The 11933-nt window shown below is 36.7% G+C and carries 11 protein-coding genes and 1 pseudogene; 4 read left to right on the top strand and 8 right to left on the bottom strand.

Annotation, left to right across the window (positions count from 1 at the left end):
• Window position 1: 1 nt before the first annotated feature.
• The 5 genes and pseudogenes from ABWU36_RS00405 to ltrA all read right to left on the bottom strand — a co-directional run bounded on the left by ABWU36_RS00405 (window position 2) and on the right by ltrA (window position 4593).
• Window positions 2-268: a hypothetical protein gene (locus ABWU36_RS00405; protein WP_265017506.1), complete on the bottom strand. Its 267-nt coding sequence runs from the start codon at window positions 266-268 to the stop codon at window positions 2-4.
• Between the two features lie 359 nt (window positions 269-627).
• Window positions 628-822, bottom strand: a pseudogene (locus tag ABWU36_RS00410) (PD-(D/E)XK nuclease family transposase); the annotation flags it as partial.
• Between the two features lie 168 nt (window positions 823-990).
• Window positions 991-2784, bottom strand: a complete 1794-nt coding sequence (locus tag ABWU36_RS00415) for a reverse transcriptase/maturase family protein (RefSeq protein ID WP_253309139.1) — start codon at window positions 2782-2784, stop codon at window positions 991-993.
• Between the two features lie 557 nt (window positions 2785-3341).
• A complete protein-coding gene (locus ABWU36_RS00420) occupies window positions 3342-3641 on the bottom strand; it encodes a group II intron maturase-specific domain-containing protein (RefSeq protein ID WP_353272858.1) in 300 nt (99 codons plus the stop codon).
• 58 nt (window positions 3642-3699) lie between these two features.
• Window positions 3700-4593, bottom strand: coding sequence for a group II intron reverse transcriptase/maturase (gene ltrA, locus ABWU36_RS00425; protein WP_353272859.1), 894 nt, complete (start codon window positions 4591-4593; stop codon window positions 3700-3702).
• Window positions 4594-5579: 986 nt separating this feature from the next.
• Between ltrA and ABWU36_RS00430 the strand changes: the two genes are divergently transcribed.
• On the top strand, window positions 5580-6533 hold the full coding sequence (locus ABWU36_RS00430; RefSeq protein ID WP_265016319.1) for a helix-turn-helix domain-containing protein: 954 nt from the start codon (window positions 5580-5582) through the stop codon (window positions 6531-6533).
• 345 nt (window positions 6534-6878) lie between these two features.
• Here ABWU36_RS00430 and ABWU36_RS00435 read toward each other — a convergent pair whose 3' ends face one another.
• Window positions 6879-7742 carry a leucine-rich repeat domain-containing protein gene (locus tag ABWU36_RS00435; protein ID WP_353272860.1) on the bottom strand — a complete coding sequence of 288 codons (864 nt, stop codon included), beginning with the start codon at window positions 7740-7742 and terminating at the stop codon, window positions 6879-6881.
• A gap of 520 nt (window positions 7743-8262) precedes the next feature.
• Here ABWU36_RS00435 and ABWU36_RS00440 point away from each other — a divergent pair.
• Entirely contained in the window at window positions 8263-8535 is a 273-nt protein-coding gene (locus ABWU36_RS00440; protein ID WP_264329155.1) for a hypothetical protein, read from the top strand.
• A gap of 89 nt (window positions 8536-8624) precedes the next feature.
• On the opposite strand, the gene ABWU36_RS00445 is transcribed toward ABWU36_RS00440, so the two are convergent.
• Together ABWU36_RS00445 and def are read right to left on the bottom strand one after the other, a co-directional pair.
• Window positions 8625-9446 (bottom strand): uracil-DNA glycosylase family protein, encoded by an 822-nt coding sequence (locus tag ABWU36_RS00445; protein ID WP_353272861.1) that lies wholly within the window; start codon window positions 9444-9446, stop codon window positions 8625-8627.
• Window positions 9436-9975 carry a peptide deformylase gene (def, locus tag ABWU36_RS00450; RefSeq protein WP_253309681.1) on the bottom strand — a complete coding sequence of 180 codons (540 nt, stop codon included), beginning with the start codon at window positions 9973-9975 and terminating at the stop codon, window positions 9436-9438. Before def ends, ABWU36_RS00445 begins: the two co-directional genes overlap by 11 nt.
• A gap of 138 nt (window positions 9976-10113) precedes the next feature.
• Here def and ftsA point away from each other — a divergent pair, with 138 nt between their 5' ends.
• Entirely contained in the window at window positions 10114-11352 is a 1239-nt protein-coding gene (ftsA, locus tag ABWU36_RS00455) for a cell division protein FtsA (protein WP_265016322.1), read from the top strand.
• Window positions 11353-11393: 41 nt separating this feature from the next.
• Complete coding sequence (locus ABWU36_RS00460; RefSeq protein ID WP_253309683.1) at window positions 11394-11795, top strand: nucleoside triphosphate pyrophosphohydrolase; 402 nt, start codon at window positions 11394-11396, stop codon at window positions 11793-11795.
• Window positions 11796-11933: the final 138 nt, after the last annotated feature.

An 11933-nucleotide genomic window follows, 5' to 3' on the forward strand; every position in this document is an offset into this window, starting at 1 on the left:
CCTACCTTAAGTGGTTGACAAAGTTTCTTGTCACGAGGGACCAAATGGAAGTCTGCTCGTTTTCACGCGAATTAATGTTACAAATTCTATCCATTTCGTTACAAAATGGCATTCGCTTTCTCCATTTTCCTTTACCTGCATTTTCATCAGCGTTCCTTGCGGTTTGCTTGCCATATAGGCGGAAATACAGGCTTACCCTGTTCCTTCTGTCATACAACAGTGGGTTAGGTGACTTCTCTATACCGGTGGAGTTATTATTTGCGTACATCTAGAGATGAAAAATGTAACTTATCCACATTACCTTTTGGTCAGAGCTTATCAGCATCTTTAGCTCTTCAATTTTTACGATACTTACGAAGCTTCACTTACGTTCACCATACCACTAGCCTAGCCCTCCAACCACATGATGCTTGTAGTTTATGCTCCTCTTACGATTACGCATCTTCTTTTTTCAAGAGGAGGTTCATTGTCCGCATCGCTCGGCACCAACCGGTTACCCGATTCGCACTGATGCGTAGACTCAGATGGCAAAACATCTGGTTTAATAAGTTTTAGAATTCTTTCAGTTTCTTTCTGAAGGAATTCCTCTCCCTTTAAACAATATGACCGAAGACTTTCAGGTCGCACCATCTCGCAAATGTATTGAGCACCTGTAGAATCTCTACAGAGAACATCAACAATACTTTGCTTTTTAGCGGCGATATCAGGGTCTTGAATAGTACTTAAAAACTCTATATCCTGTATTGCATTTTTGCCAGCAAAACCCAGAATATCATTGAGGAAGTGAATGAGGATATCTTTATTCTTTTCAGTACCAAAGATACGGCGAAAGGCGAGGAGAGTAGACCAGGAAAACTTCCTTCCTGGCCCCTCGCAGAACCCTACGTGAGGTAGAGTGGGCAGCCAGCGAGTTACTTGTTAAGTACTTTTCCAACAACCCCTCTCCGAACCACGCATGATCGTTTCCGTATCACGTGGCTCTCCAATAATCTAACGTTTTAAGGAGTCACCATCATATTTTCCATATTGGATTTTCTTATGGCATTCATGACAAACAACAAGAGTCTTCCTCTGTCGTTCAATCATTCTCTTTTTCCATTTCGGTAGCTCAGTATTACGTTTACCTAGCAAATCAGCAAGTTTACGTACGTGATGTACTTCAATCTGCTCTTGTGATTTACATAATTCACAAGTTTGTGCCAATAGTCTTTGCTCTATTTCACTACGCTTATTCCATATTGGTATAAGGTTATCACTTATACTTACCCATTTATTCCATTTTAGTGACACAGCACCAAAGTGTGTAATTAATGGTATCTTTGATGGTAAACGATCTACTCTGACTTGGATGACTTTTCGTTTTTCACCTTCGTCGTTTTCAATCATTGCACCAAATTTTCTATAAATTTTCCTGCAAGTTGTTTTGTATTTAGATGCTAAAGTCTTTACTAATGATACTTCCATCACATACTTCAAATAACTTAGTGTGTGAAGGTTGTAGGCCATTTTGTAATATTGTACAATTCCTCGATATTCAGTTTGATACTGAGCAACAATACTGTAAGCTGTATCAAGTGTACGTTGAGGTAAATGTATAGGCTTTCCACAACGCATATATTCAGAACACTTTTTCTGCTTTATATGATGTGGTACACGTAACCCAATACTACCGTTAATACATCGTTGTGTCCGATGATCATGTTTATCATCTGCATGCAAGACGTGTATTTTATAACCTAAAAAATTGGCTTTGCTATCACACGCGTGTGTAATAAGCGTTTTATCTTCATTAAGCATAAGTTTGAGCTCCTCATTGAGGAATTTAGCAATCTCATTTTTAATTTGTTCAGCTTCATTTTTTGGTCCTGCAAACCCTACCAGAATATCATCAGCATACCTAACATACCAAAGACGTCGATAATTTAGATCACAAGAATCCTTAGATGGCATACCCTGCACTAATTGACGCAGTTGTTTTGCTTGATCCCAGTTCCCTTGTTTTCTCATCATCGATACTTGCATGGTTAACCTTAAATATTTTGGATTTGTCTTTCTTCGCTTACCTCGGTTATTTGCTGGTATTAGTATATGTTCCACATGTTTATCTAACCGATCGAGTAATATGTTACTCAAAATTGGACCAATAATAGAACCTTGTGGTACCCCACTATGACTCTTATTGTACTTCCAATTTTCCATATATCCTGCTTTTAGCAGTCGATTGATTAGCTGAATAAAACGGTTATCTTGGAAGCTTTCACTCAGTATTTTCAACAACATAGTATGATCAATTGAGTCATAACATGCACTGAGATCTCCCTCTATAAACCATTTTGTACCTCTGCCTTTTTGCATTACTGCTCTTAATGCAGTGTGGCATCCACGCTTTGGTCGAAATCCATGTGAACATTCACTAAATTTAGGCTCATAGTAGGCTTCCAATATTAATCGGATTACTTCTTGAAGTAACTTATTTGACCATGTTGGCAATCCTAACGGCCTGCGTTTACCACTCTTCTTTAAAATATAGATACGTTTTACTGGTGTCCACCGATATCGCTCATAGCGTAAATCCTCTATGATTTTATCGATTTTCTCCAAAGACATACCATCAACTGTTTCAGTTGTCACACCTTCTGTCATAGCACCTTTATTACGACAAAGTTTGCCATACGCTCGAAGGTAAAGATCACGCTGATAAAGTAGGCGATATACGTTTTTAACCGGCAAATTTCTTTGTCCACGTTCACGTATAATGTTAAGTATTGTTTCAGCTTTCCGCATCTTGCGTACCTCCCAATTTCAACATTCAATTATCTGTCACCCTTTGCCCTGTATGTGGCTTTCCCACGCTCCCCGGTGATTCGTTACTTTCACGACTACTACGATGACTCCGTAACCATAGAACTCGCGTTCCTTAGGTCATCCCATGTTCCGTCACTAAGAACTGTTCTAGATCAACTTAGGTTTTCCATTCATCCTCTTAAATAAGTTCACTACTTATCGTTCTACAGCCAGAATGTCACACAAACGAAAGTTTAATCTGTGCTTACCGTAGACATGGGGTTTTAAATGCGATACCCATGGATGTGAAGTCCCACCCCTGAAGATTAGAATTCAAGCAGTTTAGCTTTAACCATATTGATCAGGTGTTGCAAGCCGTTATCTTACACATCTTCAGATAACTCTCGCTTTACATACATGCTCTTGTCCTCCTTCCCTTTCGGGTTAAAGTTAGTTGTTCACCTCGAGGCCATTTATTCTGAATCCCGCTTAGCTCTGCTAAGTATTTCTTAATGCGTACCACGGCGCACACTCGCGTCTCATAAAGCTCCCACTAGTCATTGCCCTAACCCTATACTTAATTTCCAGTGCACAAAAAGATTTGGTCTACTCTTTGCGATTCTTTCTAGTAACTTAGCTGCTTTGGTTTTATGCCTACTCAGCTTCTTGTACTTTGTCTGAAACCACTTTCTGAGTTTCCTATTAAACATTCTTATTATGTCCTCTAGCGCAGTTATGTGATACTTCCCGTAATAGTTAAACCAACCCCTTAGAATTGGATTACATATTCGTGATATATCTTCTATTTCCAAGTTTGTTCTTCTAGCAAATTTCCAGCCTCTAATTTCTTTCTTCATCTTTCTCAGACTTTCTTTACTTACGGTTGGAGTAAAACTTACAAATAGACTACCATCTTTATCTATTTCTTACAAGCCTTTTGCGAAATTCATATCCTAGGAATGTAAATGACACATTCTCATGACTATCCTTTCGTTTTCCATCTTGACAGTAGATGATTTTGGTCTTTGTATGTTTTATTTCCAGCTTGCAAGTCTTCAGTCTCTGCTCAAGTTGACTTAAAATTAGTTGTGCTTGGATCTTGCTTACACAATGTATAACACCATCATCAGCATATCTTGCCCACTTTACACTTGGATATTTTCTTCTCATCCACACATCAAAGCTGTAGTGCATGAATAGGTTACTTAAGATAGGACTAACTACACCTCCCTGCGGCACTCCGCTGAGACGCTTTATCTTTGTTCCATCTTCAAGTTGTATATCTGCACTTAGCCATCTTTGTATGTATAAGAGAACCCATTTGTTTGTAGTGTGCTTTCTGACTGCTTTCATCAGTAGATTGTGGTCTATGTTATCATACATTCCCTTGATGTCAAACTCTATTAACCAATTTTGGTCGAAGCATCGCTTCCTGGTTTGTCCTATGGCATCTAATGCTGATTTATTTGGCCTATAACCATATGAATCCTCATCAAATACCTTCTCAAGTTCTGGTTCTAAAACACTTCTTACAACTTCCTGTGCTATACGATCCGAGACAGTTGGTATTCCAAGTGTCCTTGTCCCTCCATCTGCCTTGGTTATATCACAAGCCTTAACTGCAGGTGGAAAATAACTACCAGATGATAGCCTATTCCATAGCCTGTAAAGGTTCTTGCTTAAGTCTTGATCAAACTTTTCAATTGTTAGATCATCAATACCTGCTCCTCCTCTGTTTTCTTTAACTCTTTTATAAGCCATAAACACTAGAGATTTCGGTATATCAAAAGGCTTTGTTCGTTCAATCATTTTCATCCTCCTTCAAGTTGAATGATTTACTAAAGTCGACTAGTTCAACCCCTTCGCTCCATGGTCATTACAACCACTTCTTCACTACTACGAGTTGATCCGCCCCAGTGATTTGTATCGCTACTCTAAAGCTTGAGGATTTGCCTCTTGCTTGTCTCGCTTTGCATCAAATCGACTGGTTCCTGCAGTTCCTTATTAAAGCCCAGATCAGACTCACGCCACCTTTATGCCGAACACCGCCTACACAGTAATCAGGTTCCCTGTACGCTTTTAAGAGGAGAACAACTCACTCCTCCTTTCGATGTTCACTTCCCTTTTCGACACGTTCATCAGTGGTTCACTTACGTTCGCCTTTCTGATCCACACCTTCCAGCTCTTACGCTGATTTTTCCTTAACGCTTATGACCCTATCTCTTAAATAGAGCCACTTAAGGTGGTTTGAAACCTGCTCCTGAAAACCGATTTCGAAGGACCTTCCTTCATCTTCAATAAAGCTTCTCACAAACATTACCCTGTTTGTTGCTGCAGCACACCATCATTCTTTGGATCGAGAAACTTCGAAAGAGCCATAACGAACTAACCTAAAAAGCATTAATAATTATACACAATTCTGAAAAAATATTCAACTTCTTTATTTTTAGTTTATTTTTTTAAGTTTTGAATGCGTTGATGAAAAAAATGTCTCCCATAGGTGGCTTTAGAATACTACTACGCACCTTAGAGGTCCTTTTGTAGATCTTTTTATACCCCCCTCATAAAGCGCCTAAAAACCCCGGCAAATGAATTCATGGATTTAGTAGCTATAAAGAGCTTTAAAAATACTTATTTTTGGTGTGAGAGCCTAATAAAATACGAGCCAAAAGCTCAAACCTACCATCGAGCTCTCACATCTTTCATAATAAAGAGCTTGAAGTTTAACGTCAACATTTTCATAGTAAATTTATGCTAACCTGTGTAATAATGTGTAGTTTATTTCTGTTAGCGGCATGGCAAAACGTACTACTATCTCCATAAGGTACAAAATAGCACAAAATATAAGAAGCTGGATATTAAAGCGAAAATATACCCAAAAAGATTTAGCAAATAAAACAGGTATAGAATACTATACGCTGCTAAGGTATGTAAAAGGAAAATGTGGCATTCCAACTGAAAAGTTAAAACGTATAGCAAAGGCATTGTCAGTTCCTATTAGTAATCTACTTCCTCCACCAAGAGAAGACAGTTGTTTTGATAAAGATAAGGCGCAAGAGACGTACGATTTCATGGGAAAATACATGAAAACAAAGGGGAGAGAACCGCGCAAGGCAATTAATCCATTAACCAAATTTATTCGAGCTCAAGAGGAAAGTGATGTAAAAGCAGCAAGAATAAGAATGGCAAAAAATATGCTCAAGTTAGAATTTGATGCTGATATTATCTACCGAGCAACAGGCTTATCAACAAATGAATATAATAATAAAGAGCTAGTTGTCTGTAAGCGTTACAAGGAAGGACAAGAGATGAAGAAATGGAGGATAATAAGAGAATATACTCAAGAGGAATTGGCAAAAGAGCTAGGTGTAGCACGTTCACAAATACATAACTATGAACAAGGGAAGAGTACCTTTTTAAGCGAGGTGGCGTGTAAAGTTGCAGAAATATTATCAGTGGATGCTGAAGATCTAATAACGGAAGAAGATTACTATGAAGGTGAAGACGAGGAAGCGGAAAATGAGCTATTAAGTTTGACGAGAGAATTCAAAAGAATTGATAATCAGGAATCAAGAGATGAACTGAACATACTAATAGAATTTTTGTCCGAAAGAAGGCAAATCTACAGAGAAAAGATCGACAAAGCAGAAGGGATAAAAGTAGCAAATAATCTACTTATACTAGGTATTTCTGTTGATGCTATTTCTTCAATAACTGGCTTATCTAGAAAACCCATATATACCTCCTAGTCTAAAAAGTACAATATATGAAAACAATATGGTAAAAATACAAACATTATTTCGTATGTCAAGTTTTTTTTACTTCAGAATATCAGAACCAATCATAAGTTATTCCTAATCTTAAAAAGCAACTAGAAATGGGAATTAATTTGGGAAAGTGTTGAAAAAAAAAGTACATAAATCTTCAAAGAAATGTATCTTTAGGTACTACATGCTTGTTTGACTGCTTTAATTCTTTCTAAAAACGCGAAACTATCATTGCTAGTATGTGTCTAAATAGGATGAAAATAGGCCAACATATTGGACTTTAGGTTACTTAAAGCTTGTGCATATGCTGATAATTTGAATCAAGATTTAAGAATACACTGGCGATTTATTGTGCCCAGTAGTCCATACACTAGAAAGGACGCTCTTAACAGCATCACACGTACCTATATCGGGATCTTCTTGCTTTTCCTCACTAACTCTCTCGCAAAACTTTCCAACACCATAACCTACTAATGCACCAATTACTGCAGCTACAAGAAACACCGCAACAGCACCAACAGGAGTTAAAGTAGCAGCTCCTGCAAGATATGCTATGCTCAAACCTAAAAACAAACCAATTGCTATACCGCCACAAACATAGTATTTGTTGTTGTTTTTAGATTTTATTTGTAATTTAGGGTGTCTTTTAAAACCTATCCCGCAATGTATAAGATTAGCTAACTCATTTGCACCTTCATCACCAATGTTGTTATCAGATAATTCAAGTTTAGTAAGATTCGTAAGACTAGCTAAAGCTTTTGCACCTTCATCACCAATATTGTTATATTTCAAATCAAGTTTAGTAAGATTCGTAAGACTAGCTAAAGCTTTTGCACCTTCATCACCAATATTGTTACATGTCAAATCAAGTGTAGTAAGGTTTGTAAGACTAGCTAAAGCTTTTGCACCTTCATCACCAATATTGTTATCAGATAATTCAAGTTTAGTAAGGTTTGTAAGACTAGCTAAAGCTTTTGCACCTTCATTGCCAATATTGTTATATTTCAAATCAAGTGTAGTAAGATTTGTAAGATTAGCTAAAGCTTTTGCAACTTCATTGCCAATTTCTGCTCTGTGCAAACTAAGTTTTGTAACGTCTGTTCTATTTTGTAAAAAGCTTACTAGTTCACTTACGTTTACGGCGCAATGACAATAAAGGACACCGTACTTAACATGTTCATTAAAATCCATTTCTTCTCCTTACTAAAATTATCATATAAATATTTTAGCCAGTATTTCAGTGATTGTCAATTTTGTTAACAAATTACGTGAAAATTTGTAGAAAATACCAGACTCTGTAGCGTCACAAAAAATTTGTTCATTTACTTTTTCTAAAACCGCAAAAAAGTACGTATCTTTGTGAGAGCTTGTTTGGTAAAAATAAGGTTGTGAAAATAGAAGGTTGAAATTGTTGCAACGAAGTTAAGCAAATTGGTTCGTATATAAATATGGTAAAAGTAGGCCAATATAGCTAGTTTTGTGGTATAGTAAAATTATTATAAGAAAAGTTCGAACGTGTCATTTGGAAAAGAAGATCATTAGAGGGAAAAGAGGAGCTTGATGATTTGGAAGAGAGCTTAATTGATGAAAGATAGCGCTATGTGTTTCCAAAATTGTGCATAAAAGTAAAACAAAACGAAGGTTAACAGTTGCGTCTTTTTCGCAAGAATAGCTGATAAATGGATTTATGGAAAAAAGGAGTGCCTGAACTATGAAAACATTTACAGGAGAAACTATGAGAAAAAGAACATTAACTGTTACCTGTCGATATGAGCCTGATGAGTTAGCAGATAAACGCTTATCGGATGTATACGGGCAACTGATAGAGAGATTGATAAAGAGAAAAAAAGAAAATAGAGAGAAAGAAACAAATGAAAGTAGTGAGTTTATATGCGAGAGTGTCATCGTGCAAAAAATTAAGCATAGTACGACAAATACAAGTTTTCTTGTCGTTTTAATCTGCACAGATTGCGAAGTTAAATGAAATAGCTTCAGTTTCATGATAAGGGGGCTGACGAAACTTGTCAAGTAAGTTTTTTCGTTTCTGCGGGCTACTTCTTGACACCAGTGGTGTTAAGTATTCGTACAGTTATTGGTATTATTAAGATACTCCCTAATCTTCTTTAAATCCTCCCAGGCTAAACGTTTTTGCATTGGCTGACGCAGTAGGTAAGCTGGGTGAAATATAGCAGCTGTAGTGATTGAGTGAGATAAATATTGGTTAGTGTACGTATGAAATCTACCACGCAAATTCGATATAGTTTTTGTGCTGTCAAGAAGGCTATAACACGCAATTCCCCCGACCAAAATTAGAATTTGCGGTGAAACCAGTGCAACATGCTTCTCAACAAATGGTCTGCACATATCAAGCTCTAGGTCGGTTGGCTTTCTATTGCCAGGTGGGCGCCAAAATACGGTATTGCTTATGTATACCTTAGTGCGATCAAGATTGATTGCATTTAACATTTTATCGAGCAACATTCCACTTGCACCACAAAATGGTATGCCTTGAAGGTCTTCATTTGCTCCTGGAGCTTCACCAACGAGCATAATTTTTGTGTTTGGATTACCATCGGAAAAAACAGTATTAGTTGCAGTTTTTTTTATCTCACAACCTTCAAATGATTCAACTGCACTTCTTAGTTCATCCACACTACTACATTTACTTGCAAGTTTCCTTGCTTCAATTATCCAATCACTTGGAAACATGTCTTTTCCATCTTTAGTGTCACCCCAGCGCGTATCTGCATCTTTCTTCTGGGTCCCAGTTTGGATAACAGAGGGTTGCACACCCTCTTTGCTCTCCAACTTTTTTTCCTCTTCACCCTCTGTTAGTGTGCAATCAACGCCCACTTCATGGTAAAATTTTAATAATTCTAGGTCTTCATTGCTCATAATGCTTTTTAACCTTTTGTGCTTTTTTCATGGCCATATCATACTTTAATTTAGATAAATGTCTAATATATAATATGCCATTTAAGTGATCTAGCTCATGCTGAATACACCTTGCGAGCCAGCCGCAAGCTTTTAGCGTCTGTTCCTCATTATTTAAATCCTTATATTTCACAGTCAAATATTTTGGACGCTTAATTTCATAGCTTTGCTCTGGAATTGAAAGGCACCCTTCTTTGAGAATTACTTGTTCATCGGATAATTCCGTAATTTCAGGGTTAATCATGTAAAATTTGCCAGTCGATTCATACCCTACTGGCTCGTCTTCAGCTCGAGAGAGCTGAATGTCCATAACAAAAACTCTCCTCAGCACTCCAACTTGCACTGCAGCAAGGCCAAGACCTTCTGCATCGTACACAGTTTCGAACATGTCGTTTACTAATTCTTTAATTTTATCGTTTATATCTGTTACTTCACTGGCACGTGTGATTAGTCTTTCATCAGGGGCAATTACAATTGGTAATATGGACATAAAAATTATAATTCTATGTTTTGCTTTTCCTTTTGTCCAGAATTTAGTGTATATTAAAATGTTGCTATATCTATAATAGAAATATAAATTATTAAAGAAAGCTACAATTTAAATGAAATTGCGTAATAAGGTTAACTAATGTACTCTGCAGTAATAGCAAAACCAAAGAGAAACGTTTTTGCTGTTTTAGACATAGGTACAACAAAGATTATTTGTCTAATCGTTAAAATAAATGGCAACTTCAGCTATAAAGTGACAGGAACGGGCTATAAGATTGCAGAAGGTGTAAACGGTGGGTCGATAACTAATGTAAAACACGCAAATTACTCCATCTCATCAACTATAGGTTTAGCTGAGCAAGTGTCAGAGGAAACTATAGACCAGATATATGTGAACATTGCTGGATGTGGCATCTCATCTTTTAATGTACATAATGAAATTATTGCAGCTAATCATGAAATTTCTGACCGGGATATAAAACGTGTAGTTTTTCAGACGTTTGAGAAATATATTGAAGAAAATGTTATCATTCACAATATACCACTGAAATATCACTTAGATGACATGACTGACATAAAAGAAGTTGGTGGATTGTACGGAAAAAGACTATCTGCTGATGTTAATGTTGTCACTGCTTCGCGTCCAGCGCTTACCAATATTGAAAACTGTATTACCAATAATGGTGGATTAAATATGGCAGGTTGTATTGCTTCTGCATATTCTGCAGGTCTTGCCTGTCTGAGTGAAGATGAAAAAGAGCTCGGGACTGCTATTGTTGATATAGGCGGTGGGTGCACTGCAATTGGAATTTTCAAAAGAGGGAAACTTGTGTATGCAAGCAGCGTTCCAATTGGTGGCGTTCATATCACTCGAGATATTGCTTACGGGCTATGCACAAGCATAGAACGTGCAGAGTATATAAAAATACTGTATGGTAGCACTATCGTAACTTCAATAGATGAGAACGAATATATTACAGTCCAAAATAGTGAAAATGATGAACCTACTCAAGTATTCAAATCTGAGCTTATTAACATCATAAGACCAAGAGTTGAAGAAATACTTGAAATGGTAAGAGAGCAATTTCAAGAGCAGAAAGATCCAATTAATAAAGTAGTGATCACAGGTGGAACTAGTCAACTCACAAGCATGAAGGAAATTGCAGGCTATATATTCAATAAGCAAGTTCGAATTGGGTGCCCTGAGTCTTGTAGCGGTCTTGATGGCGAATATGATAAAAATCCTGTATTTTCTGCTGCTATAGGTTCTATAAAGCTAATAGTTGAAACTTTTTATAAGAATAACTCTGGAATGCTCGGTCAAGATGGTAAAATAAGTAAGTTGTACCATTGGGTTAAATCAAAAGTTACAGTTTAATTTTACTGAATGAAATTCTTATATCTGTCAAAGGAAACATTATGAATAAAAAACATTGTTTCAAAATTAATAAACTTGTTCGTGATCATACAACTGAAATTATACGTTCCCATGGAATTATTGTTTATGAGAGGGTGATGGAAAAAGATGAATACATTGAACGTCTCAAAGATAAACTTTTAGAAGAAGTAAAGGAAGTTATTGCCTCTAAAACCTCAGATGAAAACCTTGAAGAGTTAGCTGATTTACTTGAGGTCATACATGCATTAGGCAAAGAAAGTGGACTATCTATAGAACAAATTGAAGAAAAGCGTATCTCTAAAAAACAAGAGAGAGGTGGTTTTGAGAATCGTATCTACAATACTTACATTGAGGTGAATTCTAATAGCATCGATTACTATCACAAAAAACCTTCAGATTATCCTGAGATAGTAGTTGTATAGTTCAGATTATTAAATAGACTTCTTGCTTGACCACCTTTCATACAAATGACTTGACACTAGGATCCATAGGGCTTATTTTCATAATACGTAAAGTTATTACATTTATGTACTTGCAAGTAAGCGTACCAATTACAATAA

The organism is Wolbachia endosymbiont (group A) of Portevinia maculata (genome assembly GCF_964028525.1).
Classification (GTDB): Bacteria; Pseudomonadota; Alphaproteobacteria; order Rickettsiales; family Anaplasmataceae; genus Wolbachia.

Coding starts and splice junctions, on each gene's coding strand:
- ftsA (WP_265016322.1), top strand. CDS start 10,114: ATGTACTCTGCAGTAATAGCAAAACCAAAGAGAAACGTTTTTGCTGTT.
- ABWU36_RS00445 (WP_353272861.1), bottom strand. CDS start 9,446: ATGAGCAATGAAGACCTAGAATTATTAAAATTTTACCATGAAGTGGGC.
- ABWU36_RS00430 (WP_265016319.1), top strand. CDS start 5,580: ATGGCAAAACGTACTACTATCTCCATAAGGTACAAAATAGCACAAAAT.
- ltrA (WP_353272859.1), bottom strand. CDS start 4,593: ATGATTGAACGAACAAAGCCTTTTGATATACCGAAATCTCTAGTGTTT.
- ABWU36_RS00420 (WP_353272858.1), bottom strand. CDS start 3,641: ATGAAGAAAGAAATTAGAGGCTGGAAATTTGCTAGAAGAACAAACTTG.
- ABWU36_RS00415 (WP_253309139.1), bottom strand. CDS start 2,784: ATGCGGAAAGCTGAAACAATACTTAACATTATACGTGAACGTGGACAA.
- ABWU36_RS00435 (WP_353272860.1), bottom strand. CDS start 7,742: ATGGATTTTAATGAACATGTTAAGTACGGTGTCCTTTATTGTCATTGC.
- ABWU36_RS00440 (WP_264329155.1), top strand. CDS start 8,263: ATGAAAACATTTACAGGAGAAACTATGAGAAAAAGAACATTAACTGTT.
- ABWU36_RS00405 (WP_265017506.1), bottom strand. CDS start 268: ATGTACGCAAATAATAACTCCACCGGTATAGAGAAGTCACCTAACCCA.
- ABWU36_RS00460 (WP_253309683.1), top strand. CDS start 11,394: ATGAATAAAAAACATTGTTTCAAAATTAATAAACTTGTTCGTGATCAT.
- def (WP_253309681.1), bottom strand. CDS start 9,975: ATGTCCATATTACCAATTGTAATTGCCCCTGATGAAAGACTAATCACA.